At 69.4% G+C, this 23,390-nt stretch carries 19 protein-coding genes and 1 rRNA gene; 13 read left to right on the top strand and 7 right to left on the bottom strand.

Translation table 11 applies throughout. From position 1 onward, the window contains the following. Positions 1-141 precede the first annotated feature (141 nt). Positions 142-258: ribosomal RNA gene (gene rrf, locus M3195_RS14570) — 5S ribosomal RNA — on the top strand. A gap of 82 nt (positions 259-340) precedes the next feature. Here rrf and M3195_RS14565 read toward each other — a convergent pair. Further along, positions 341-1,111: an IclR family transcriptional regulator gene (locus tag M3195_RS14565; RefSeq protein ID WP_251588664.1), complete on the bottom strand. Its 771-nt coding sequence runs from the start codon at positions 1,109-1,111 to the stop codon at positions 341-343. A 70-nt stretch (positions 1,112-1,181) separates the two neighbouring features. Here M3195_RS14565 and hutH point away from each other — a divergent pair, with 70 nt between their 5' ends. From hutH to hutI, 3 genes are read left to right on the top strand one after another with little or no spacing between them, the layout of a single operon-like run. Continuing rightward, entirely contained in the window at positions 1,182-2,723 is a 1,542-nt protein-coding gene (hutH, locus tag M3195_RS14560; protein WP_251588653.1) for a histidine ammonia-lyase, read from the top strand. Beyond that, entirely contained in the window at positions 2,716-4,395 is a 1,680-nt protein-coding gene (hutU, locus tag M3195_RS14555; protein ID WP_251588652.1) for a urocanate hydratase, read from the top strand. The genes hutH and hutU overlap by 8 nt, the downstream gene beginning before the upstream one ends. Then, positions 4,392-5,651, top strand: coding sequence for an imidazolonepropionase (hutI, locus tag M3195_RS14550; protein WP_251588650.1), 1,260 nt, complete (start codon positions 4,392-4,394; stop codon positions 5,649-5,651). The genes hutU and hutI overlap by 4 nt, the downstream gene beginning before the upstream one ends. A gap of 15 nt (positions 5,652-5,666) precedes the next feature. Here the strand turns inward: hutI and M3195_RS14545 are convergent, their stop codons facing one another. The 4 genes from M3195_RS14545 to M3195_RS14530 are packed head-to-tail and all read right to left on the bottom strand — an operon-like array spanning position 5,667 to position 10,718. Then, complete coding sequence (locus tag M3195_RS14545) at positions 5,667-7,535, bottom strand: glycogen debranching N-terminal domain-containing protein (protein WP_251588647.1); 1,869 nt, start codon at positions 7,533-7,535, stop codon at positions 5,667-5,669. Continuing rightward, entirely contained in the window at positions 7,532-8,371 is an 840-nt protein-coding gene (locus M3195_RS14540) for a carbohydrate ABC transporter permease (protein ID WP_251588646.1), read from the bottom strand. The genes M3195_RS14545 and M3195_RS14540 overlap by 4 nt, the downstream gene beginning before the upstream one ends. Then, positions 8,368-9,465, bottom strand: coding sequence for a carbohydrate ABC transporter permease (locus tag M3195_RS14535; protein WP_251588643.1), 1,098 nt, complete (start codon positions 9,463-9,465; stop codon positions 8,368-8,370). Before M3195_RS14535 ends, M3195_RS14540 begins: the two co-directional genes overlap by 4 nt. A gap of 2 nt (positions 9,466-9,467) precedes the next feature. Then, positions 9,468-10,718 carry a sugar ABC transporter substrate-binding protein gene (locus tag M3195_RS14530; RefSeq protein WP_251588641.1) on the bottom strand — a complete coding sequence of 417 codons (1,251 nt, stop codon included), beginning with the start codon at positions 10,716-10,718 and terminating at the stop codon, positions 9,468-9,470. Between the two features lie 117 nt (positions 10,719-10,835). On the opposite strand from M3195_RS14530, the gene M3195_RS14525 reads away from it, so the two are divergent. Next, positions 10,836-11,840, top strand: a complete 1,005-nt coding sequence (locus M3195_RS14525; protein ID WP_251588639.1) for a LacI family DNA-binding transcriptional regulator — start codon at positions 10,836-10,838, stop codon at positions 11,838-11,840. Between the two features lie 59 nt (positions 11,841-11,899). Further along, the gene (locus M3195_RS14520) at positions 11,900-13,285 is read left to right on the top strand and encodes a flavin monoamine oxidase family protein (protein WP_251588637.1); all 1,386 of its coding nucleotides are present in this window, start codon (positions 11,900-11,902) and stop codon (positions 13,283-13,285) included. A 15-nt stretch (positions 13,286-13,300) separates the two neighbouring features. On the opposite strand, the gene M3195_RS14515 is transcribed toward M3195_RS14520, so the two are convergent. After that, positions 13,301-13,945: a Pr6Pr family membrane protein gene (locus tag M3195_RS14515; protein WP_251588636.1), complete on the bottom strand. Its 645-nt coding sequence runs from the start codon at positions 13,943-13,945 to the stop codon at positions 13,301-13,303. A gap of 164 nt (positions 13,946-14,109) precedes the next feature. Between M3195_RS14515 and M3195_RS14510 the strand changes: the two genes are divergently transcribed. The 4 genes from M3195_RS14510 (at position 14,110) to M3195_RS14495 (ending at position 18,572) form a co-directional block, all read left to right on the top strand. After that, on the top strand, positions 14,110-15,084 hold the full coding sequence (locus M3195_RS14510) for a carbohydrate ABC transporter permease (protein ID WP_251588635.1): 975 nt from the start codon (positions 14,110-14,112) through the stop codon (positions 15,082-15,084). Then, positions 15,084-16,037: a carbohydrate ABC transporter permease gene (locus M3195_RS14505; RefSeq protein WP_251588634.1), complete on the top strand. Its 954-nt coding sequence runs from the start codon at positions 15,084-15,086 to the stop codon at positions 16,035-16,037. The genes M3195_RS14510 and M3195_RS14505 overlap by 1 nt, the downstream gene beginning before the upstream one ends. Positions 16,038-16,097: 60 nt before the next feature. Continuing rightward, positions 16,098-17,462, top strand: a complete 1,365-nt coding sequence (locus M3195_RS14500) for an extracellular solute-binding protein (RefSeq protein ID WP_251588633.1) — start codon at positions 16,098-16,100, stop codon at positions 17,460-17,462. A gap of 123 nt (positions 17,463-17,585) precedes the next feature. Next, positions 17,586-18,572 carry a LacI family DNA-binding transcriptional regulator gene (locus M3195_RS14495; protein ID WP_251588632.1) on the top strand — a complete coding sequence of 329 codons (987 nt, stop codon included), beginning with the start codon at positions 17,586-17,588 and terminating at the stop codon, positions 18,570-18,572. 22 nt (positions 18,573-18,594) lie between these two features. Here M3195_RS14495 and M3195_RS14490 read toward each other — a convergent pair whose 3' ends face one another. Then, positions 18,595-18,888 (bottom strand): hypothetical protein, encoded by a 294-nt coding sequence (locus tag M3195_RS14490; RefSeq protein WP_251588662.1) that lies wholly within the window; start codon positions 18,886-18,888, stop codon positions 18,595-18,597. A 214-nt stretch (positions 18,889-19,102) separates the two neighbouring features. Between M3195_RS14490 and M3195_RS14485 the strand changes: the two genes are divergently transcribed. The 3 genes from M3195_RS14485 (at position 19,103) to M3195_RS14475 (ending at position 23,390) form a co-directional block, all read left to right on the top strand. Next, positions 19,103-20,593, top strand: coding sequence for an FGGY-family carbohydrate kinase (locus M3195_RS14485; RefSeq protein WP_251588630.1), 1,491 nt, complete (start codon positions 19,103-19,105; stop codon positions 20,591-20,593). A 64-nt stretch (positions 20,594-20,657) separates the two neighbouring features. Continuing rightward, positions 20,658-22,292, top strand: a complete 1,635-nt coding sequence (locus M3195_RS14480) for a fucose isomerase (protein ID WP_251588629.1) — start codon at positions 20,658-20,660, stop codon at positions 22,290-22,292. Between the two features lie 171 nt (positions 22,293-22,463). Then, positions 22,464-23,390, top strand: coding sequence for an endo-beta-N-acetylglucosaminidase H (locus M3195_RS14475; protein ID WP_251588628.1), 927 nt, complete (start codon positions 22,464-22,466; stop codon positions 23,388-23,390).

The following is a 23,390-nucleotide window of genomic DNA, read 5'->3' as shown; positions in this document are numbered from 1 at the left end:
CTGACTGGTACTAATAAGCCGATGACTTGATAACACACCGTTCGTTGGTGCTTGCGTCCACTGAGTGGTTCTCGATGTACGGTCGAGAACCGCATAACTAAGACTTATGTCGTTATGCAACGATTGAAACATCAATAGTGTTTCGGCGGCCATAGCGTGAGGGAAACGCCCGGTTACATTCCGAACCCGGAAGCTAAGCCTCACAGCGCCGATGGTACTGCAGGGGGGACCCTGTGGGAGAGTAGGACACCGCCGGACTCCTTTTAGACAGAGAAGCCACCCAGAGTTGGGTGGCTTCTCTGCGTTAACGCGGTCGTCGCGCTCCACGGCGTACCGCGCATCAGTGCAGGCGCGACTCGAGCACCGCTGCGGTCTCCCGCACGGCCTCCGCCAGCACGCCCTCATCGAGCGCGGGATCCGCCCAGGTGACGGCGACGGCTGCGATCGGCCACTCGGCGTGGTCGCGAACGACCGCGCCGACGCTGCGCAGCCCGTCGGCGATCTCGCTGTCCTCCGTCGCATAGCCGCGCGCGCGCACGGTGCGCAGGACCTCGCGGAGCTCGCGTGGTGTACGAGGTCCGAGTCCGGTGCGGTCGGGAAACGCCGAGGCGCTCGGGTACAGCGCGCGCACCTGCTCCCGGGGGAGTGCGGCGAGCATCGCGCGGCCCGACGCGGTGAGGTGTGCGGGAAGCCGAACCCCGACGTCCGTGACGAGCGCGGGGCGCCGCGGCGCTCGCTCCTCCACGATGTAGAGGACGTCGCCCCCGCTCATGACAGCGAGATGCGCGCTCTCGCCCAGGCGGTCGGACAGCGCGGCGACGAGAGGGCGGCCGAGACGGGCGAGGGGCTGCTGCCTCGCGTAGCCGCCCGCGAGCTCGAACGCCGAGGTGCCGAGACCCCACCGGCGCTCCTCGGCGAGGTGCAGGACGAAGCCGTGCTCGGCGAGCGTGGTGAGCAGGTGGTAGACCGTGGAGCGGGGAAGAGCGAGGTCCCGCGCGATCGCTGAGGCGGCCACCGGCGCCGGTCGTCCGGCGAGATAGCGCAGCATCCGCAGTGTGTTGTCGGCCGCCGGCACCTGCGCACCAGAGCCGCGCTCGCGTCCGCCCGACATGTCTGAGATCACAGACACAGGATGCCATGGAGCGCTCTCTGACGCCACGGCGCGGGTGTGGAATCGAACCATGCGCTCTTCCTCCTCCGTCGTCGTGGGCGCCGCCCCGCTCACGATCCCCGACGTCGTCGCTGTCGCCCGGAACGAAGCGGCCGTCGTCCTCGCGCCAGAAGCCCTCGACCGGGTGCGGCAGACTCGAGCGGTTGTCGACGGACTCGCCGCCGATCCGAATCCGCACTACGGGGTGTCGACGGGCTTCGGCGCTCTCGCGACGACGTTCATCGCAGCCGATCGTCGTCGTCAGCTGCAGGCCAGCCTGATCCGCTCCCATGCTGCGGGCACAGGCACCGAGGTCGAGCGCGAGGTCGTGCGCGGCCTACAGCTCCTCCGTCTGCAGACGCTGGCGTCTGGGCGCACGGGGGTGCGCCCCGTCGTGGTGGAGACCTACGCCGCTCTGCTCAACGCGGGGATCGCGCCGGTCGTCCGTGAGTACGGCTCGCTCGGCTGCTCCGGCGACCTCGCGCCGCTCGCGCACATCGCACTCGCGGCGATGGGCGAGGGTGACGTCCGCACCGCCGACGGCGACCTCGTCCCAGCATCCGAAGCCCTCGCCGCCGCAGGGATCGCGCCCGTCACGCTCGTCGAGAAAGAGGGTCTCGCCCTCATCAACGGCACCGACGGGATGCTGGCCATGCTCTCGCTCGCGCTGCACGACCTCGATGCGCTGATGTTGACGGCCGACATCGCCGCTGCGATGTCGATCGAGTCCCAGCTCGGGACGGATGCCGTCTTCGCCGCGGACCTCATGATGCTGCGGCCGCAGTTCGGGCAGGCCGAGTCCGCCCGCAATCTGCGCTCGTTCCTCAGCGACTCGCCGCTGGTGCACAGCCACAAGGGGCCGGAGGACGGCCGGGTGCAGGACGCCTACTCGCTGCGCTGCTCGCCGCAGGTGCACGGCGCCGCTCGCGACACCATGGCGCACGCGACGCTCATCGCCGACCGCGAGCTGATGAGCGTGATCGACAACCCCGTCATCACCCTCGACGGGCGGATCGAGTCGAACGGCAACTTCCACGGAGCTCCGGTCGCCGCCGTGCTCGACTTCCTCGCCATCTCGGTCGCCGATGTCGCCTCGGTGTCGGAGCGCCGCACCGACCGGGCTCTCGACCCCGCTCGCAGTCATGGGCTCCCGCCGTTCCTCGCCCACGAGGTCGGGGTGGACTCCGGACTCATGATCGCGCAGTACGCCGCCGCCGGCATCGTCTCCGAACTGAAGCGGCTCGCGGTGCCGGCATCCGTCGATTCCATCCCGTCGTCGGCGATGCAGGAGGACCACGTGTCGATGGGATGGGCGGCCGCGCGCAAGCTGCGTCGAGCGATCGACGGGCTCGGCCGCGTACTCGCCATCGAGATCCTCACCGGTGCGCGGGCCCTCGACCTGCGCGCACCGCTCCAGGCCGGGCCGGCGACCGGGGCGGTGCGAGACCTCGTGCGCACCGTCGCCGCCGGGCCGGGACCAGACCACTACCTCTCACCCGACATGGAGGCCGTGACCGCGCTGGTGCAGTCCGGCGCCGTGGCCCGCATCGCGAAGGAGCATGCCCATGAGTGACACGACCACCACCACGACCGCCACCGAATCCGACCGCGCGATCCGCGCGCCGCGCGGTGACCAGCGCACGGCCAAGAGCTGGGGCGCGGAGGCGGCGAAGCGGATGCTGATGAACAACCTCGACCCCGAGGTGGCCGAGCATCCGGAGGATCTCGTCGTCTACGGCGGGACCGGGCGTGCGGCTCGCAGCTGGGAGGCCTACGACGCGATCGTGCGCACCCTCGACGAGCTCGAGCCCGATGAGACCCTGCTCGTGCAGTCCGGCAAGCCGGTCGGCGTGTTCCGTACCCACGAGTGGGCGCCACGGGTGCTGATCGCGAACTCGAACCTCGTCGGCGACTGGGCGACCTGGCCGGAGTTCCGGCGGCTCGAGCAGCTCGGACTCACCATGTACGGACAGATGACCGCCGGATCATGGATCTACATCGGCACGCAGGGCATCCTGCAGGGGACGTACGAGACCTTCGCCGCCGTCGCCCGCTCGCTCGGTCGTGATTCGCTGCAGGGCACGCTGACCCTCACGGGCGGTGCCGGGGGCATGGGCGGCGCGCAGCCGCTCGCCGTGACCATGAACGAGGGAGTGGTCCTGATCGTCGACGTCGACGAGACCCGCCTCGCACGACGCGTCGATCACGGCTACCTCGACGAGTACACCACCGAGCTCGACGCCGCCGTGGCCCGCGTCACCGCCGCGAAGCAAGCGGGTGAGGCCCTGTCGGTCGGCATCGTGGGCAATGCGGCCGAGGTGTTCCCCGAGCTGCTGCGACGCGGCGTGGCGATCGACATCGTCACAGACCAGACGAGTGCGCACGACCCGCTCGCCTACCTTCCCGTCGGCGTCTCGATCGCCGACTGGAGGGCGGAGGCCGCGCGCGACCCCGAGGAGTTCACGCGTCGCTCCCGCGAGTCCATGGCCGCGCACGTCGCGGCGATGGTGGGGTTCCAGGATGCCGGTGCCGCGGTGTTCGACTACGGCAACTCGATCCGGGCGGAGGCGCAGCTGGGCGGCTTCGAGCGGGCTTTCGACTTCCCGGGGTTCGTGCCCGCGTACATCCGCCCCCAGTTCGAGGAGGGGCGGGGCCCGTTCCGCTGGGCCGCCCTCTCGGGTGACCCGGAGGACATCCGCAGGACCGACCGCGCGATCGCCGAGCTGTTCCCGGAGGACGCCGCGCTGCATCGCTGGCTGGAGAAGGCGGGCGAGAAGGTCCACTTCGAGGGGCTTCCGGCGAGGATCTGCTGGCTGGGCTACAAGGAGCGGCACCTCGCCGGCCTGAAGTTCAACGAGATGGTGGCCTCCGGGGAGCTCTCGGCGCCGATCGTGATCGGTCGCGACCACCTCGACTCCGGCTCCGTCGCCTCCCCGTATCGCGAGACCGAAGGGATGAAGGACGGCTCCGACGCGATCGCCGACTGGCCGCTGCTCAACGCCCTGCTGAACACCGCGTCCGGCGCATCGTGGGTGTCGCTGCATCACGGCGGGGGAGTCGGCATCGGCCGGTCGATCCACGCCGGTCAGGTCACGGTCGCCGACGGCTCCGCGCTCGCCGCAGAGAAGCTCGAGCGCGTGCTGACAAATGACCCCGGCACCGGCGTCATGCGGCACGTGGATGCCGGATACGAGCACGCCCGAGACATCGCCCGCGATCGCGGCCTGACGGTGCCGATGCTGTGAACACGACGCTGATCACCGGCATCGGGGAGCTGACGACCAACGTCGGCTCGCCGGCAGACCCGATTCGCGGACGCGGCCCCGATCTGCGGTCTGATTCGGCGGATGCGTCGGCGGATCGGGACGACGTCAGCGGATCAGGACGCGCAGGCGACCCGTGCGGCACGATGCGCGACGCGGCGGTGCTGGTCGAGGGCGACCGGATCGCCTGGGTCGGCTCGCCGCACGACGCGCCGGATGCCGACGAGGTCGTCGACGCCGAGGGGCGGGCCGTGATCCCCGGCTTCGTCGACAGCCACAGCCACCTCGTGTTCGGAGGGGACCGAGCAGCCGAATTCGAGGCGCGCATGGCCGGGCAGCGGTACGCCGCCGGCGGCATCCGCTCCACCGTCGCGGCCACGCGCGCCGCCACCGACGACGAGCTTCGCGCGCGCCTGCGCGGGTTCCTCGACGAGATGCTCGGGCAGGGCACCACCACGGTCGAGATCAAGAGCGGCTACGGCCTCTCGGTCGCCGACGAGGAGCGACTCGTGCGCCTGGCCGCAGAGGTGACGCCCGAGGTGACGTTCCTGGGGGCGCACGTCGTCCCTGCAGAATACGCCGACGATTCCGAGGGGTACGTCGACCTCGTCTGCGGCGACATGCTCGACGCCTGTGCCCCGTACTCGCGGTGGATCGACGTGTTCTGCGAGACGGGTGCGTTCACGGTCGCGCAGTCGCGCCGCATCCTCGACGCGGGGATCGCGCGCGGGCTGCGACCCCGCCTGCATGCGAGCCAGCTCGGACCGGGCGACGGCGTGCGGCTCGCGGTCGAGCTCGGTGCGGCCTCGGTCGATCACGGCACCTACCTGACGGACGCCGACGTCGCCGCGCTCGCCGCCTCCGACACCGTCCTCACCCTGCTGCCGGGGGTCGAGTTCTCGACGCGCCAGCCGTACCCGGACGCCCGGCGGCTGATCGACGCGGGCGTGACAGTCGCGCTCGCGTGCGACACGAACCCGGGGTCGAGCTTCACCTCGTCGATGCCGTTCTGCGTCGCCCTCGCGGTCCGCGACATGGGCATGACCCCGGCCGAGGCGGTGTGGTCCGCGACAGCGGGCGGCGCGAGGGCGCTGCGGCGCGACGACGTCGGGATCATCGCCCCGGGAGCTCGGGCCGACCTCGTGCTGCTGAAGGCACCGACGCGCATCCACCTCGCCTACCGCCCGGGCGTGCCCCTGGTGGACCGCGTCTGGAAGGACGGGATCGCCGTCCGCTGACGACGACCCCGCCCGTCAGCGCAGCGCCGCGGCGGTCACGACCGCCGCCGCAGCCGACCAGGCCTGCGGGCGGCACGCGGCGGGATACGGCACCGGAGCGCCTCCGGCGACGCGTGGCTCACCGGAATGCAGCTCGGGAACGCGGTAGTCGAAGCCCTCCGCCAGATCGAGCAGCTGGCCGGCGACGTGCCGGGCCTCGTCCACGAGACCGGCCCGCCGCATCCCGTGCACGGCGATCGCGGTGTCGTGCGTCCAGACGCTGCCGCCGTGATAGCTGAGCGGCCAGTAGCCTGCGGCATCCGTCGACATCGTGCGGATGCCGTAGCCGCTCGACATCGACGTGCCGAGGAGCAATTCCGCGCACGCGCGCTCCTCGTCGGCGTCGAGCAGACCGGTCCCGATGAGGTGGCCGATGTTGCTGGTGAGGGTGTCGACCGCGGCGCCATGGGCGTCGAGCGCGATGGCCGGGTACCGGCCCTCGGGCGTCGTCACCCAATAGGCTGCGCGGAACCGCGTACGCAGGTCCGCAGCCCACGAGCGCAGGGCGTCGCCGCCCGGCTCGCCCAGCTCGTCGAGCAGCGCCGCCCCACGAACCGCAGCCTCGTAGGCGTAGCCCTGCACCTCGCTGAGGGCGATCGGGCCCTCGGCGAGCCGTCCGTCGCGCCACTGGATCGAGTCGCCCGAGTCCTTCCACCCCTGATTCGCCAGGCCGTGGCCGGTCTCGTCGGCGTAGTCGATGAACCCGCTGCCCGAGGCGTCGCCGTGCACGACCATCCAGTCCAGGGCGGCCCGCAGGGCGGGAACGAGCTCACGCAGGTCATGCTCCGGCATCCCCGCGTCCCGCGCGTCGGCGAGCAGGCACACCCACAGGGGCGTGGCGTCGACCGTGCCGTAGTACAGCGGCGGCAGGAGCACGCCCTCGCCCGGCAGTGAGAGCTCGGCGCTGCGCAGCTCGTGCGCGATCTTGCCGGGCGCCTCGGCCGTGTGCGGATTCACCGCAGTCCCCTGCAGCCGCGCGAGCACCCGCAGGGTCGAACCCGCGATCGCGGGGTCGGATGCGAGGGCCAGTCGCGCCGCCCAGATCGAGTCGCGCCCGAACAGCGTGAAGAACCACGGGGCGCCCGCAGCGTAGAAGGCGTCAGCCGGGTGGTCGGGGAGCGCGAGGCGCAGCGCGTCGAGATCGGCGGTCGCGCGGTCGAGCCAGCGGGCGGCGCGAGGATCGGCGCCCGTGCCGACATGGCGAGTGTCGGCGGCGCGCGCCGGCGTGGTGACCACAAGGCTCGAGTCGTCGAGGTCGGCCTCCCACGACAGCTCGACGGCACCGCGCGCGGAAATGGTCGCACGCCAGGCGACGACCAGATCGCGCCCGTCCGTCGACACCTCGGCGCCCCGAGCCGAGAGAGCGAACGACGCCTCGCCCGAGCGGCAGCGCTCGCCGTCCCACGTCCAGTCCTGACCCCCGTCCTCGCCCGCCTTGACGAGTTGCATCGGAGCGAAATCGGGTCGCACGCGCACCTCGACGGCGACCTCGACGGCATCCTCGAGGTGCGAGGAGAACCGCAGCGTCTCCGCGAACCGACCGGCCGTCACCGTGCGATCCCTGTCGAGCCGCACCTTGGGGTCGGCCCCCGCGTCATCGAGTCCGCGCAGCAGGTCGGTGAAGCGCACGTGCCGCGGTGTCGGCGACGAGTATCCGATCGACTCGAGAGCTGTTCCGCGCACCGAGATGTCGATCCCGGCGATGTGCCGGACGTCGCCGTGGAACACCCCGTGGATCGGTGCGGTCCCGATCCGCCCTGCGCGATCGGACCAGACCTGGGTGGGGGCGTCGAGCACGATGACGGCGTCGTCGAGCAGGGGCTGGAGGTGAGGGCGGTCGGTCATTCCTTGACGGCTCCTTCGGTGGAATTCATGATTCGGCGCTGGAAGACGAAGAACATCACGGCGACGGGGATCGTCATGATGAGCGCCGCCGCCAGCTTGAGCGGGTACTGGGTGCCCTGACTGAGCTGCCCGCTCGCGAGGGACGCGACGCCCTTCGTCAGGGTCGTCAGGGCGGGATCGTTGGTCGACACGATGAAGTGGCTGAGCTCGTTCCACGAGCCCTGGAACGACAGGATCACGATGGTGATGAGGGCAGGGGTCGCCATGGGCAGCACGACGGACCAGAACATGCGGAACGTGCCGGCGCCGTCGATGCGGGCCTGCTCCTCGACCGACACCGGGATCGACTCGAAGAAGTTCTTCATGATGAAGACGCCGGCCGCGTCCACGAGCAGCGGCAGGATCATGCCCGCGTAGGAGTTGAAGATGCCCAGCTGATTGATCACGAGGAACTTCGGGATCAGCAGCACGACGGTCGGCACCGACATGACGGCCACGAGTGCGGCGAACACGACTCCGCGACCACGGAACCGCAGACGGGCGAGCGCGTAGCCGGCGAGAGAGTTGAAGAACACGCGACCGGCGGTCACGAAGATCGTCACGATCGCGCTGTTGACGAACCAGGACGGGAAGTCGGAGTTCGCGAACAGGCGCTCGTAGGCCGCGAAGGTCCACGACTCCGGGAGGAGATTCACGCCCGAGGAGGCGGCATCCTCGTCGGTCTTGAAGCTCGTGAACACCTGGATGAGGAACGGGTAGATGTAGATCAGCGCGAGCACGATCAGCACCGCGTACAGCACGATCTGCCAGGTGAGCTGCTTCGAGGAGAGCCTCATGACGCACCTCCCTTCGTCGTGATCTCGTAGGCGCGGATCCGACGGCGCGACACCGGCCGGTCGCGCAGGACCCAGCGCTGCAGGAGCGTGAACACGACGATGATGACGAAGAGGATGAAGGCGATCGCCGCGCCCTGGCCCCACTCCTGGTCCGTGAAGGCGGTCTTGTACGACTGGTAGGCGGGCGTGAGCGTGGTCTTGCTCGGGGCGCCGCGCGTGCCCGTGTAGATCTGGTCGAACACCTGCCAGCATCCGATGAGGCCGAGGGTCAGCACGGTGAACAGCGTCGGGCGCAGCTGGGGGAGCGTGACGCGCCAGAACCGCTGCCAGCCGTTCGCGCCGTCCATCATGGCGGCCTCGTCGACGTCGGCGCCGAGGTTCTGCAGGCCGGCGAGGAACAGCAGCATGAACGTGCCGGAGGTCGTGAAGATCGCCATGAGGATGTACGCGCTCATCGCGATCGAGGGTCCGGCGAGCCACTCCCACCAGGAGATGCCGAGCATGCCGCCACCGGTCAGCGCGGCGGGGCCGGCGTCGACCCCGACTCCGCTGAGAGCGAGGTGCAGGATGCCGCGGGGGTCGTTGAACCAGTTCGGACCGTTGACGCCGAACCAGGCGAGCACGCTGTTCACCGCGCCGCTCGCCGAGAACAGGAACAGCCACAGCACGGTGATCGCCACGGAGCTGGTGACGGAGGGGAAGTAGTAGGCGGTGCGGAAGAATCCGCGGCCGCGCAGCACGGCGCGGTTCACCAAGACCGCGAGGAAGAGGGCAATGGCGGTCTGCAGGGGGACGACGAGCAGCACGTACCAGGCGTTGTTGCGCAGGGCGGTGCCGAAGTCCTTGGTCGCGAGACCGCCGTCGGCGAGCACCGCGGAGTAGTTCTCGACGCCCACGAACGACACCGACGGCGAGAGGGGGCTGCCGCGCCCCGCCCAGTCCGACATGCTCACCCAGAGGGCCATGAGCACGGGAACGAGCAGGAAAACCCCGAGGATGACGATCACCGGCGCCGTGAAGAGCCATCCGGCTGCGGCCTCGCCGCGGCGGAGCCCGGAGGCCCCTCCGCGGCGAGGCGTGGCCTGCACCGCCATGATTACTCGACGATCGCTTCGAGGTTCGACTGCACGGTCCCGAGGATCTGCGCGGGGTCACCCGTCTTCAGCGACTCGATCTGCGCGTTGAAGTCCGCGATCACATCGGCCGCTCCGTCCTGGTTCGGCGGGAACTGCGCGTCTTCCGCACCGGCGAGGAACGGTGCGAGGTCGGGGTTGTCGCTCGTCCACTGGTCGGCGGCCGAGGTGATCGACGGCATCGGGCCGAAGGCCTTCGAGAACGCCAGCTGGCTGTCGGCGCTCGTCAGGTACTCGACGAGGTCGAGCGCGGCCTGCTGGTTGGGGCTGTCGGCCGCCATGCCCCAGCAGTTCGTGAACTGCAGGGTGCCCTGGCCGCCGGGGCCCTCCGGAAGCTCCGCGACGGTGTAGTCGACCGAGCTGAAGTCGTTCGCCATCGCGCCCGTGATCCAGTTGCCCTCGATCACCATCGCCGCGAGTCCCTTGCCGAGCGCCTCGCCGCCCCAGCCCGCGCCGATGTCCTTCGCGAAGGCGAAGGAGCCGTCGCCGAGGTGCGTCTTGACGTAGTCGAGCGCGTCGACGTTCGCCTGATCGTCGGCGATCGCGGTTCCGTCGTCGACGAGTCCGCCGCCGGCCTGTGCCATGAACGTGCCGACCCGCTGGTACTCGGCGCCGAACGCGAGCCCCACGTGCTCCGGGGTGGTGAGCTTCTGGGCGACCGATGCGAGGTCGTCCCACGTCTTCGGCAGGTCGGCGTCGGTGAGTCCGGCCTCCGTCCACATCTGCGTGTTGATCACGAGCGCGAGCGTGGAGAAGTCCTTCGGCGCGCAGTAGAACGTGCCGTCGAGCGTGAAGTTCTCGACCAGCGACGGGTAGAAGTCGTCCTTGTTGGCGAGTTCGTCGCCGTACGCCTGGAGCGAGCCGTTCGACGCGTAGCCCGCCATCTGCTCGGGCGCGAGGTAGAAGAGGTCGGCGGGTTCGCCGGCCGCGAAGCCCTGCGACAGCTCCTGTGCGAGATCGCTCGCCACCTGGAGCTCGACGTCGGTGCCCGACTCCTCCGACCAGGCGTCGAGCGCCGACTGCACGGCCTCGGTCTCGGCGTCGCCCGACGACCCGATCAGCACGGTGAGCGCGTCGTCGGAGGAGGTGAGCCCCTCGGAGTCTCCCGCCGGCTCGTCGCCGGAGAAGCCGGAGCCGCATCCCGTGAGCACGAGCGTGCTGGTGAGCAGCACCGCCCCGGTGCCGAGGAGGGCGCGTGTGTTGTGCCGTGTCATGTCTCTCTCTCCTTTGATGAGGGCGTCTCGCGCAGAAATTTGAACGATCAAACTACGCATGCCATACGCTAGGTCGCGCGGACTGGACGTGTCAAGCCCGCGGGATCGAGGTTTGGGATGGCGAAGGCTCCGACGGTCGAGGACGTCGCTGCGCACGCCGGCGTCTCCCGGCAGACCGTGTCGAACGTGCTGAACACGCCCGATATCGTGAAGCCCGCGACCCGGGAGCGCGTGCTCGCGTCGATCGACGAGCTCGGGTATCGCCGGCATGCGGCGGCCCGCAGGCTGCGCCTGCGGCGGAGCTCGACCATCGGCATCCGCCTCGATCCGTACCTCGGCGGGGTCTCCGGCGTCGTGCTCGACCGGTTCGTCCACGCGATCACCGACCGCTCCAGCGAGCGAGGGATGCGCATGCTGGTCTACGCGGCCCGCACCCCGGAGGAGGAGCTCGCCCGGCTCGCAGAGCTCTGGGAGGGGTCGGAGATCGACGCCGCGATCATCACGGGCACCGTGCGCGATGACCAGCGGGTGGGAAGGCTGGATGCCGTGGGCCTGCCCTTCATCTCCTTCGGCCGACCCTGGGGCGACGACGATATCGCCGACCCCACGCATCTGTGGGTCGACGTCGACGGCGCGGCGGGCACGCGCGCGGCGACCGAGCACGCGCTGCAACGCGGAGCATTCGTGAGCTTCCTCGGCTGGCCGTCGGGCTCCGGGACGGGTGACGACCGGGAACGCGGATGGCGGGAGGCGATCGACGGGGCCGGGGCGCAGGGCACCCGCATCGTGTCGGAGGATTCCGTGCAGGGTGCGCGGCACGCCGTCGCCGCCGTCCTGAGCGACGACGCTCGAGCCGACGCCATCGTCTGCGCGAGCGATGCGCTCGCCGTCGGCGCTCTGCTCGCGCTCGCCGACGCCGGGGTCAGGATACCCGTGATCGGATTCGACAACACGCCCACGGCCGAGGCGCTCGGATTCTCCAGCGTCGAGCAGCGACCCGAGGACGTCGCGGAGGCCGTGCTGCAGCTCCTCATGGGGCCGACCGGCGACGTGGTCTCCCCACGGCGGGTGGAGTCCGGTGAGGCGCACGCGCTCATCACCCCGGAACTCGTGATCCGCTGACCTCCTCGGGTCGGCAGACGGCGACGCAGCGGGCGCGGTATCGTTGCGACACGATGAGGATGACGCGTCGCACTCTGCTGATCGGCGCCGGCGCCGGCGTCCTGGGAGTGATTCTCTCCTCCTGCACGCCTGAGCCGGCGCCCACTCCCACGCCCACCCGGACGCCGACGCCCACGCCCACCGCAGGTGCGATCACGCCCTCCGCGTTCGTACGCAGCGCGTGGACGAGCGACCCGTTCTCGCGGGGAGCAGCGAGCTACACGCCCGCCGGCACGCAGCAGAGCGCTCGCGAGGCGCTGGCCGTCCCCGTCGACGACCGCTTGTTCTTCGCCGGTGAGGCGACCGACGCCGAGGCGCCGGGCACGATCGATGCGGCCCTCCGGTCGGGCGACCGAGCTGCCGACGACCTTCTCCGGCTGGCAGGCGACGGTGAGCGGATCGCGGTGATCGGCGCGGGACTGGCCGGCGCGGCAGCAGCGTCGCGGCTCGTCGAAGCCGGTCATGAGGTCACGGTCTTCGAAGCACGCGACCGGGTCGGCGGGCGGGTGCAGTCCGTGGTCGACGAGAAGCAGTGGCCTGTTCCCGCGCAGCTGGGCGGGTGGCTCCTCGCCTCCGCCGACAGCGAGATGGCCGCGCTGCTCACCCGCCTCGACATCCGTTCGACGACGCTCGGTACTCCGCTCTGGCGATCGGCGGAGGGAGGCATCGAGCCGGTGTCGACCGAACCCGTGCAGGCGGCGATCGCCGCAGGACAGCAGCAGCCGACCGACATCGCCCTCGTCGACGCCCTATCCGAGGCCGGCGTGGATCTCGAGGATCCCGGCGTCGTCGCACTGCTCGCCACGGTGGCGGCTTTCTCCGGCTCCGATGCCGGCGAGGCGTCGACCTGGTTCCCGCCCGCTCTGCCCCCGTCAGAGCTCATCGCTCCCCTCGGCGACCTCGGCGCGATCGTCGACGACTTGCTGGACGGCGCGAAGGTGAGCCTCTCGTCTCCGATCTCTCGCGTCGCCTACGACGACGCCGGTCTCAGCCTGAGGATCGCCACGGGAGAGTCGCTCTCGTTCGACAGGGCCGTCATCACGGTCCCGCTCGGAGTGCTGCAGGGAAAGGGCCTGGAGTTCGCCCCCGCGCTGCCCTTCGCGCAGCGCGGTGCGATCGCCGAAATCGGCATGGGTCGGATCGAGACGGTCTGGATGCGGTTCGACGAATCTCCGTTCGCCGCCACCGCCCCCGAGGATCCCGACGCCGCCGTGCCGACGGTGTGGCATGTCGTGGGTGGTGACGCGCTGATCCGCACATGGTTCGATCTCTCGGCCGAGACCGGGGAGAGTGTCGTGGTCGGCATCCTCGGCGGTGACGCGGCAGGCGAGTTCGCAGAGCTCGACGACCAGAAGGCGCTCGAGGCGGCCATCGCCTCGCTCGCACCGTTCCTCGCGACGCCCTGACCGCGCAGGCGCGGGTCAGACCGGAGGTCGGTCGTGTCCCCGTCGGCGCATCCGGCTCACGAGCACGATGACCGACGCCACCGCCGCGAAGATCGCCAGCGCGATTCCGCTCGTGATGAGGAACTCCGGCGGCCCCGACACCTGTCGTGGATCGAGGAAGTAGTAGGGGTACCAGCCGACGATCGGCCCCCGCCACAGGGTCACGCCGCCCCAGGCGAGCGGGAAGGCGAGAGCGGTCGGCACCACCCACCACGGCACACCGCGGTGGCCGGGTGTGAGCACCCAGGCGACGGCGGTGCATGCAGGCAGGTAGAAGTGGAGCACCTGATCCGACCACGGCACGTCGACGCGGATGCCGCGGAGTCCGGCCTGCCAGACGATCAGCGCGAACGCAAGGCCGGCCGTGATCGTCCAGGTGAGCACGAGTGCGAGCGAGACCGTGAACCATCGCGGGTCCGTCGTCCTCCGGAACGCCAGCACCGCGCCGACGAGGAGCACGCCGACCAGTGCGCAGTTCGACTGCACCGTGAGATAGGCGAAGAAGTTCTCTCCGGCGATCGTCGCAGAGCTGAGCCCCCAGAACATCCGATGAACGAGGGCGACGATGCACACGCTCGCCGCGGCGAGGCGCAGCACGCCGAAGACCGCTCGTGCCCTCACTGTGGCCGTCGTCCCTCCCTCGACGCGCGTCGGGTCGCGCGTCGCCCATCCGGCGAGTCTACGGAGTACGACGCGGATCGACGGGCAGGAGGGTCGGAATCACACTGTGCGAGAAGAAGCAAGCCCCGCGCGGAAAAGGGAGAACCGCTTCTAGATTCACGCCCATGTCAGTATCCTCCCCGTCGCGCGCCCGCAGTCGGGAGCGCGGCACCCGTCGCCACGGCCGCAGTCCTGCACTGAAGCAGCACTACAACAAGCGCGAAGCGCTGGCCGGATACCTCTTCATCTCGCCGTGGATCATCGGGTTCCTGATCTTCACGGCAGGAGCCATGGCGTACAGCCTGTACATCTCGTTCAGCAACTACAACCTCGCGACCAATACCGCCCGCCCCATCGGCACTGCCAATTACGAGCAGCTGTTCGAAGACCCGCGGGTCGGCGTTGCGCTCGCCAACACGCTGTTCTACGTGGTCATGGCGGTGCCGCTCGAGATCATCTTCGCGCTCGTCCTCGCGCTGCTGCTCAACCGCGTCGGCCGGGGAGCGGGCATCTTCCGCACGCTCTACTACCTGCCGAAGATGACCCCGGCGGTCGCGACCGCCGCGGTGTTCTTCCTGCTGCTGAACGGCAACTCCGGCGCGATCAACCAGTTCCTGCGCCTCTTCGGCATCCAGGGTCCGCAGTGGCTCGTCGACCCGGCGTGGGTGAAGCCGAGCATCGTCATCATGACCCTGTGGACCGTGGCCGGCACGATGGTGATCTTCCTCGCCGCGCTGAAGAATGTGCCGACCGAGCTCTACGAGGTCGCGTCGATCGACGGCGCGGGGGCGGTCCGACGCTTCTTCTCGATCACGCTCCCGATGATCTCCGGCGCGATGTTCTTCAACGTCATCGTGCTGTCGATCGCCGCCTTCCAGATCTTCGATCAGGCCTACCTGCTGTTCTGGCGAGATCAGAGCAATTCGTCGCCCGAAGCGTCGCTCTTCTACGCGATCTACCTCTTCCAACAGGCCTTCCGCCAGTTCAACTTCGGCTTCGCCGCGGCGATGGCCTGGCTGCTGTTCGTCATCATCATGATCATCACGGTCATCCAGGTGAAGGTCGGCAACCGATTCGTCTACTACGAGGGAGACCGTTGATGTCGTCTTCACTGCGGCAGCTGCCTCCCGCCGCCGAGCCCATCCTCGAGAGCGAGACTCGCGCCGTCACGGTGCCGAAGCGGTCGCGCTTGCGTCGCGCGGTGTCGCAGCCGAAGATTCTCGCAGTGCGGATCGTCCTCGCCGTCATCCTCATCGGGTTCGGCCTCCTGTTCCTCTATCCGTTCGTGTGGCTCCTGGCGGCGAGTTTCAAGCCCCGAGGCGAGGTCTTCGACAACTCGCTCATCCCCAAGACGTTCATCCCCGAGAACTACATCGAGGTCTGGAACCAGCTCCCCCTCCTCAGCTGGATGTGGAACAGCATCGCTATCGCCCTCCTCGCCGCAGGCACCGTCGCGATCTCGAGCTCGATCGTCGCCTTCGGGTTCGCGTACTTCAAGTTCCCCGGCCGCGGGATGCTCTTCGGGCTGGTCCTGGCCACAATGATGCTGCCCGGCGCCGTCACGATGATCCCGATCTACCTGATCTGGAAGGAGACGGGGATGCTGGGCACGTGGGTGCCCCTGTGGGGCATGAACCTCTTCGGATCCGCGTTCTACATCTTCCTGCAACGGCAGTTCTTCCTGGGGCTGCCCCGCGAGCTCTTCGAAGCCGCGCGTCTCGACGGGGCCAGCTACTGGGGCCTGTTCTGGCGGATCGCGATGCCGCTGTCGATCCCGTCGTTCATCATCGTGTTCCTGTTCGAGTTCCAGGCGAGCTGGAACAACCTCCAGGCGGCCCTCATCTACCTGAACGCGGGCTCCGTCGACGAGTTCACGGCCCCGCTCGGCATCGCCTACGCCATGACGAAGTACAGCCCGACGGCCGGCGGTCACGGCGACTATCAGTACGTCATGGTGGCGTCCCTGATCGTGACCCTGCCGATGCTCATCCTCTTCGCCTTCGGGCAGCGCTACTTCATCGAGGGCGTCGCCACGCAGGGGCGGAAGGGCTGACCGTGACCACACGTCCATCGACCGATACGACGACACACAGCAACCGAAAGAAGGAATGACATGCGCAAGCGCATCCTGGGATTCGCCGCCATGGCCGCGGCATCCGCCATCGTGCTCGCGGGCTGCAGCGGAGGAGGTGCGGGCGAGGGCGGCGCGGATGCCGACTTCGACGCCGAGCCCGCGGGCACCCTCAACGCGTGGGGCTTCGAGAACGCCGACGACGTGGGGCAGTCCCGTGTCGACTACGCGGCCGAGCAGCTCGGCGAGGTCGAGGTGGACCTCGACGCGACGGCGTTCGACGCGCAGAAGTTCACCACCCGCATCGCGAGCGGCGACGTACCGGACGTGGTGCAGATGGACCGCCGCTACGTCACGACCTACGCCGCGCAGGGGCTGATCATGCCGCTCGACGAATGCTTCGCCGCGCAGGACGTCGATCCCCGCGACCACTGGTACCCGTTCGTGGTCGACGACGTCACGTACGACGACGAGGTCTGGGCCGTGCCGCAGTTCTATCAGCCGCCGGCCATCATCGTGAACAAGAGGGTGCTCGCCGAGGCGGGCGTCACACCCGATCAGTTCGACACGTCGAACCCCGACGGTCTGATCGAGGCGATCGGCAAGATCTACCAGGAATCGGGCGGCGTGCCGTCGCGCCTCGGCTTCGACCCCGTCCCGACCGGGCAGGGTGGGCTCTGGATCCTCGCGATGGGCGGACAGCTCAACGACGAAGACGGGGCGCCGACGCTCGACGACCCGAGCAACCTCGCGGGCATCGAACTGCTGAAGCAGATCACCGACGCGCAGGGCGGCTTCGCCGCGGTGAAGAGCTTCACCGACTCGTTCGACACCTTCGGCGACAACAACCAGTACGTGGCGGGCCAGGTCGGCGCGCAGGTCAACGCGCAGTGGTACCCGAACGTACTCGGACCGTACGCGGATCAGATCGACATCGAGGCCGTGCCGTTCCGCGACAAGGACGGCGAGCCGTTCTCGGTCGCATCCGGCACGGCGTTCGTGGTGCCGGTCGGCGCGAAGAACCCGGCGGCGGCGTGCGCGTGGATGGTGAACCTCACCTCGGACGACGCGTGGATGGCGGCGGGGGAGGCCCGCGCGCAGACGCTGACGGACGACGGCGGGCTCAACACCGGCCTGTTCACGGGCTCGCCGGCGTCCGACCAGGCGATCCGCGACCAGTTCGTGACCGAGACCGGCAACGCCGGCTTCGACCAGGTCATCTCGACGTTCTACGACGTCGTCGGGTACGGTCAGTCGTTCGGGTCCTCGCCCGCCGGGCAGGAGATACAGAACGAGCTCAACAACGCGATCACCGCCGCGCTGCTCGGCGACAAGGAGCCGGAGGAGGCTCTCGCCGACGCGCAGCAGGCCGCGATGCGCGCGTACGAGAACGCCACAGCCGGCTGAGCGGATGCTGTCGGAGGGGCGGGTCGACGTGGTCGGTCCGCCCCTTCGCGCGACCGGACGCCGGACGCACCGCGCTACTGTTGCTTCAGATCCGGCACATCGGGTCACTGTCCTGAGGTTCGAATGGCCACCATCTACGACGTCGCGGAACTCGCCGGAGTGTCTCCCGCCACGGTCTCGCGCGTCTTCAACGGCACGAGCGTGTCGGACGACAAGGTGGCCGCGGTGCGCGACGCGGCGGCGAAGCTGAGTTTCACGCCCAACCGGATGGCGCGGTCGCTGCGGCGACAGAGCTCCGAGGTGATCGCTCTCGTGATCCCGGACATCGAGAACCCGTACTTCACCGAGATGGCTCGCGGCGTCGAGGATGTCGCGTCCGAGGCCGGCTACTCGGTGGTGCTGTGCAACTCCGACTCGCAGATCGAGAAGGAGGCGACGTACCTGCGCATCGCGATCGCCGAGCACATGTCGGGCGTCATCATCGCGACCGCCGACGAGAGCAGCAGACTGGACCCGATCCTCGCCACCGGACGTCCGGTCGTCGCGGTCGACCGCGGTACGGCCTACGACGTCGACGGCGTCGTGATGGCGAACCGGGCGGCGGGGATGTCGGCAGCGAAGGAGCTGTGGGACGCCGGATACCGGCGCATCGCCTATATCGGCGGCCCCGAGCACATCGACACCGCGGCCGAGCGAGCCGCCGGGTGGCGGGCGGCGCTGACGGGCGTGAAACCCGACCTCGACGTCGACGAGCTCGCGCGGTTCGCATCCTTTCGCGTGGAGGGAGGCCGCGCGGCGATGGAGGAGCTGCTCGCGCTGCCCCAGCCGCCGGATGCCGTGGTCGCCGGCAACAATCTCATCGGCGTCGGCGCGATCCAGGTGCTGACGGAACGCGGGCTCACCCCGCCGCGCGTGGGGGTCGCCGTGATCGGATCGCTGCCGTTCACGACCCTCTCGCCGAGTGCGGTCACGGTGGTGAGGCTCCCCGCTCGGCACATGGGTGTCACGGCGGCGCGCATGCTTCTCGAGCGCATCGGCGGCGACACGCAGCCCGCGCGGACCGTGGTGCTGCGCAGCGAGGTCCAGCCGGCCAGGGGCGGTCGCGACTGATCTCCGCGCCGGAGATCTCCGGCTACTGCGACTTCCAGAAGCGCGTCGCCAGATTGGTCAGCTCGGTGTCGAGGTCGTCGACCTTCGACTCGACGCGGGTGAGGCGGCTCTCGATGACGTCGAGGCGCCCATTGACCTCGCCGCGGAATCCGTTCAACTCGCCGCGGAACCCGTGGAGCTCGCCGAGCATCTCGCTGCGGAGGCCGCCGACCTCGGCGCGGATCACCCGGCTGAACTGGGAGGTCATGAGGGTCATCCCGCCGAGCATCATCGCGGCGAACACGCCGATCACGGTCCACGTCTGAGGTTCGGTCATCTCCACGGCTCCATTCTGCGAGTGAAAGCCCAGATTGTCACGGTATTCCGGTCGTCGACGTCGTCAGCCGCGCGCTTCCCTCGCGGCGTGTGGAGAGGTCGTCAATCGGCAACCGCGGTGCAGGACAACCGAGCGCGCGTGTAGTCTGAAATCGATTTCGCGCAACGTGGCGAAGGATTGCACGATCACCAGTCGGGGTTTCAAGGAGGACGCCATGCGCTGCACCCTCGGGGTGGACATCGGTACATCCAGCAGCAAGGGCGTGCTGGTGGATGCCGACGGCGCGATCATCGCCACCGCGACCCGGTCGCACGAGGTCTCCCGCCCCCGCGCCGGGTGGGTCGAGATGGACGGCGACGTGTGGTGGGACGAGTTCGTCGCGATCGCCCGCGAGCTCCTCGCCGAAGCTCCCGATGCCGAGATCGTCGGCATCGGCGTGAGTGGCATGGGTCCCTGCATCCTCCTCGCCGACGATGACGATCGCCCGGTCCGCCCGGCGATCCTCTACGGGGTCGATACCCGCGCGACGGCGCAGATCGAACGGATGACGGCCGAGCTGGGCGAGCCTGAGATCACGCGCATCGGCGGATCGACGCTGACCTCGCAGGCCGGGGGGCCGAAGCTCGTCTGGGTGGCCGAGGAGGAACCGGATACCTGGCAGCGCGCTCGCCGCGTCTACATGCCGGCCTCGTGGCTCGCCCGCCGCCTGACCGGCGCCTACGTGCTCGACCACCAGTCCGCGAGTCAGACGTCGCCGCTCTACGACATCGAGCGCGAGGCGTGGCACGACGAGTGGTGGCAGCGGTACGCGCCCGGAATCGAGCAGCCGCCGCTGCTCTGGGCCGGCGGCGTCGCAGGCGGCGTCACGCGAGCCGCTGCGGATGCCACCGGCATCCTTGAAGGCACTCCCGTGATCGCCGGCACGATCGACGCATGGACCGAGGCCGTCAGCGTCGGGGCGCACGAGATCGGCGACCTCATGCTCATGTACGGGACGACCATGTTCCTCGTCGCGACGGGCGAGGAGACGCTGCGCACGCCCTCGATGTGGACCACGGCCGGTGCCTTCGCCGGCACGAGGAACCTGGCGGGCGGTCTCTCCACCTCGGGCGCCCTCACCGCATGGCTCAAGGACCTCACCGGCGCCGACTACCCGCAGCTGCTCGCCGAGGCGACCGAATCCGGTGCCGGGGCGCGCGGATTGCTCATGCTCCCGTACTTCGCGGGCGAGCGCACCCCCATCCAGGACCCGGATGCCCGGGGCATCATCGCCGGGCTGACGCTCGCCCACACCCGCGGCGACCTCTACCGCGCCGCCCTCGAGGCGACCGCCCTCGGTGTGCGACACAACGTCGAAACGATGCGTGCAGCCGGTGCGGACATCCGCCGCATCGTCGCGGTCGGCGGCGGGACGCAGGGGCGGCTGTGGCTGCAGATCGTCTCCGACGTCACGGGCCTCGTGCAGGAGGTGCCGGCGACGACGATCGGCGCGAGTTACGGCGCCGCCTTCCTCGCCGCGGTCGCGACGGCCGACGGCGCGGCTCCCGACATCACCGCATGGAATCCGGTGACCGAGACGATCCGCCCCGACGAGTCGCGCCGCGAGGTCTACGACGAGTTGTTCGACCGCTACGTCCGCCTATACCGCGAGACAGCGGACGTCGCGCACGAGCTCGCGGCCGTCCAGAGGGAAGCGCCGGGATGACCCGCCGCGGCCGTCTCGACAGCACAGGCGACAGCACCACCACCCGCACCACCCGAGAGGCATCATGACCACCTACACCCTGCCCGCACCGGCATCGCGCCCGGCATCCGCCCCGAAGACCGCGTACCTCATCGCCTCCGGCGATCTGCGCGAGTCGGCGAACACCGCCGGCTGGCCGTCCCAGGTCGAGCTCGAAGCCGGTGTGACCGGTGTGCTGAGCGACCTGGGCTGGACCGTGATCCGCGCGAACGACGTCGATCCCGAGACCGGCCACGGCTTCATCTCGAGCCAGCGCATGGGCCTCGAGGTGTTCAAGAACATCCCCGTCGACGCCCCGCTCATCGTCGCCGAGGCCGTGTGGCAGTACTCGCACCACGTGCTCGCGGGGCTCCGCACGCACGAAGGCCCGATCCTCACGGTCGCGAACTTCGCGGGTGACTGGCCCGGTCTCGTCGGCCTGCTCGGCCTGAACGCGGGCCTGACCAAGATGGACAAGCCGTACTCGACGATCTGGTCGGTCGACTTCACCGACGACTGGTTCCGCGACGGCATCCGCGAGTGGACCGAGACCGGCACCATCACCCACGATGCCTCGCACGTGCGGCCGCTGCCCGCGCTGCCCGACAGTCCCGAGAAGCAGCTGGGCGAAGCGCTCGCCGCCGAGCTGCTCGCGGAGAAGGCCATCATCGGCGTCTTCGACGAGGGCTGCATGGGCATGTACAACGCGATCTTCGACGACGAGCTGCTCAACAAGACCGGCATCTACAAGGAGCGCCTGTCGCAGTCGGCGTTGTACGCCGAGATGCTGCGGGTGACGGATGCCGAGGCCGACGCCGCCTACGACTGGCTCATCGACCGCGGCATGACCTTCCGGTACGGCGAGGACGCCGCGACCGAGCTCACCCGCGAGCAGGTGCAGTGGCAGCTGAAGATGTACATCGCCGCTCTCCGCATCGCCGACGATTTCGGACTGGACGCCGTCGGCATCCAGTATCAGCAGGGCCTCAAGGACCTCGTACCCGCCTCCGATCTCGCCGAGGGCATCCTCAACTCGACCGAGCGCCCGCCGGTCACCTCCCGCGACGGCTCGCGGGTGTTGCACGAGGGGCGCGCGTTCCCGCACTTCAACGAGGCGGACGAGGGTGTCGCGGTCGACGCGCTCGTGACCGACCGGGTGTGGCGTGCGATGGGGCTCGTACCGGACAACACCCTGCACGACGTGCGCTGGGGCGAGGAGTACGACGGGCAGTTCGTGTGGGTCTACGAGATCTCGGGATCCGTTCCCGCCTCGCATCTCGGCGGCTGGCAGAACGCCGAGGGGTGGCGGCAGGGACACGTGTTCTTCCCCGCGGGCGGCGCCACGATCAACGGCGTCTCGAAGCCGGGCGAGGTCGTGCTGTCGCGGGTGTTCATCGCCGACGGCATGCTGCAGGCCGACATCTTCCGCGGCTCGGTCGTCGAACTGCCCGAGGAGGAGACGCGGCGCCGTAAGGAAGACACGAATCCCGAGTGGCCGATCGCGCACGTCGTGCTGCACGGCATCTCGCGCGACCAGTTCATGGCCCGCCACAAGGCCAACCACGCGCAGACCGTCTACGCTCCCGATGCGGAGACCGCCGACAAGGCTCTCATCGCCAAGGCCGCGATGTTCGCGGGGATGGGGATCAAGGTGAACCTCGTGGGCGACGTGAACATCTGAGCGGATCGCGACGATCTGAACGAGACGGGAGGGGCGGATGCTGCGGCACCCGCCCCTCTCTCGCCGCGTGCGCGACCCCCTTTCGAGCCTCTCGCTTAAGCGATATAGTCATCGGCACGCCGCATCGACGCGGCGCGAGATCGACAACGACGCCGAAGGAGAAGCTCCACCATGAGTCAGCCGAACCCCCGTCATTCCCTGATCCGGCAATGCCTCGCGGCATCCGCTGCGCTCGCTATCGCTGCTGTCGGAGGTGTGGCCGCCTCGTCGGCCGCAGCAGACGAGGCTCCAGGCACCGACGCGAATCTCGCGGTCTACGTCGAGGTGAACTCGAACGATTTAGCGAACGTCGCCGATTACCAGCTCGCCGATTCGGGCGCCCCGGCCGTCGACCTCGCGATGATCTTCGCCGCCAACATCAACTACGACGGCGAGAAGGCGTACCTGCACTTCAACGAGCGCGTCACCGAGACGCTGCAGGATGCCGAGAACCAGATCCGTCCGCTGCAGGAGCAGGGCACAAAGGTGCTGCTCTCGGTGCTCGGCAACCACCAGGGCGCCGGCTTCGCGAACTTCTCGACGTACGCCGAGGCCGACGCCTTCGCCGCCCAGCTCGCCGACGCCGTGACCACCTACGGACTCGACGGCATCGACTTCGACGACGAGTGGAGCCAGTACGGCGCGAACGGCACGCCGCAGCCGAACGCCCAGTCGTTCGGGTGGGTGGCGTCGGCCCTGCGCGACCGCCTCGGACCCGACAAGCTCATCACGCTGTACGCGATCGGACCGTCGTACACGACGACGGACTTCGGGGCCTTCGACGTGAGCGCGACGCTCGACTATGCGTGGAACCCGTACTACCCGACCTACGACGCTCCCACGGTCCCCGGGCTCGACGACCGTTCGCGCATCGGCGCCGCGGCCGTCGACCTCTCGACCGTGAGCGCGACGACCGCGACGGACTTCGCCCAGCGCACGGCAGCCGACGGCTACGGCGTCTACGTCGCGTACAACCTCACCGCGACGAACCAGTCGTCGCTGCTCTCCGGCATCACCGAGGCGATCAAGGGCGAGGCGACGGTGTACGCCCCGCACTGA

The organism is Microbacterium hydrocarbonoxydans, from assembly GCF_023715885.1.
Classification (GTDB): Bacteria; Actinomycetota; Actinomycetes; order Actinomycetales; family Microbacteriaceae; genus Microbacterium; species Microbacterium hydrocarbonoxydans_C.
The sequence above is the reverse complement of the archived record's forward strand: the minus strand, read 5'-3'. Positions and strand labels throughout refer to the sequence as shown.

Bases quoted from the DNA above. Each gene is read 5' to 3' on its own strand.
- M3195_RS14480 (WP_251588629.1), top strand. From the start codon at position 20,658: ATGACCACCTACACCCTGCCCGCACCGGCATCGCGCCCGGCATCCGCC.
- M3195_RS14520 (WP_251588637.1), top strand. From the start codon at position 11,900: ATGACGCGTCGCACTCTGCTGATCGGCGCCGGCGCCGGCGTCCTGGGA.
- M3195_RS14485 (WP_251588630.1), top strand. From the start codon at position 19,103: ATGCGCTGCACCCTCGGGGTGGACATCGGTACATCCAGCAGCAAGGGC.
- M3195_RS14490 (WP_251588662.1), bottom strand. From the start codon at position 18,888: ATGACCGAACCTCAGACGTGGACCGTGATCGGCGTGTTCGCCGCGATG.
- M3195_RS14535 (WP_251588643.1), bottom strand. From the start codon at position 9,465: ATGGCGGTGCAGGCCACGCCTCGCCGCGGAGGGGCCTCCGGGCTCCGC.
- M3195_RS14510 (WP_251588635.1), top strand. From the start codon at position 14,110: ATGTCAGTATCCTCCCCGTCGCGCGCCCGCAGTCGGGAGCGCGGCACC.
- hutH (WP_251588653.1), top strand. From the start codon at position 1,182: ATGCGCTCTTCCTCCTCCGTCGTCGTGGGCGCCGCCCCGCTCACGATC.
- M3195_RS14475 (WP_251588628.1), top strand. From the start codon at position 22,464: ATGAGTCAGCCGAACCCCCGTCATTCCCTGATCCGGCAATGCCTCGCG.
- M3195_RS14530 (WP_251588641.1), bottom strand. From the start codon at position 10,718: ATGACACGGCACAACACACGCGCCCTCCTCGGCACCGGGGCGGTGCTG.
- hutU (WP_251588652.1), top strand. From the start codon at position 2,716: ATGAGTGACACGACCACCACCACGACCGCCACCGAATCCGACCGCGCG.
- M3195_RS14505 (WP_251588634.1), top strand. From the start codon at position 15,084: ATGTCGTCTTCACTGCGGCAGCTGCCTCCCGCCGCCGAGCCCATCCTC.
- M3195_RS14565 (WP_251588664.1), bottom strand. From the start codon at position 1,111: ATGTCGGGCGGACGCGAGCGCGGCTCTGGTGCGCAGGTGCCGGCGGCC.
- M3195_RS14545 (WP_251588647.1), bottom strand. From the start codon at position 7,535: ATGACCGACCGCCCTCACCTCCAGCCCCTGCTCGACGACGCCGTCATC.
- M3195_RS14495 (WP_251588632.1), top strand. From the start codon at position 17,586: ATGGCCACCATCTACGACGTCGCGGAACTCGCCGGAGTGTCTCCCGCC.
- M3195_RS14525 (WP_251588639.1), top strand. From the start codon at position 10,836: ATGGCGAAGGCTCCGACGGTCGAGGACGTCGCTGCGCACGCCGGCGTC.
- M3195_RS14500 (WP_251588633.1), top strand. From the start codon at position 16,098: ATGCGCAAGCGCATCCTGGGATTCGCCGCCATGGCCGCGGCATCCGCC.
- M3195_RS14540 (WP_251588646.1), bottom strand. From the start codon at position 8,371: ATGAGGCTCTCCTCGAAGCAGCTCACCTGGCAGATCGTGCTGTACGCG.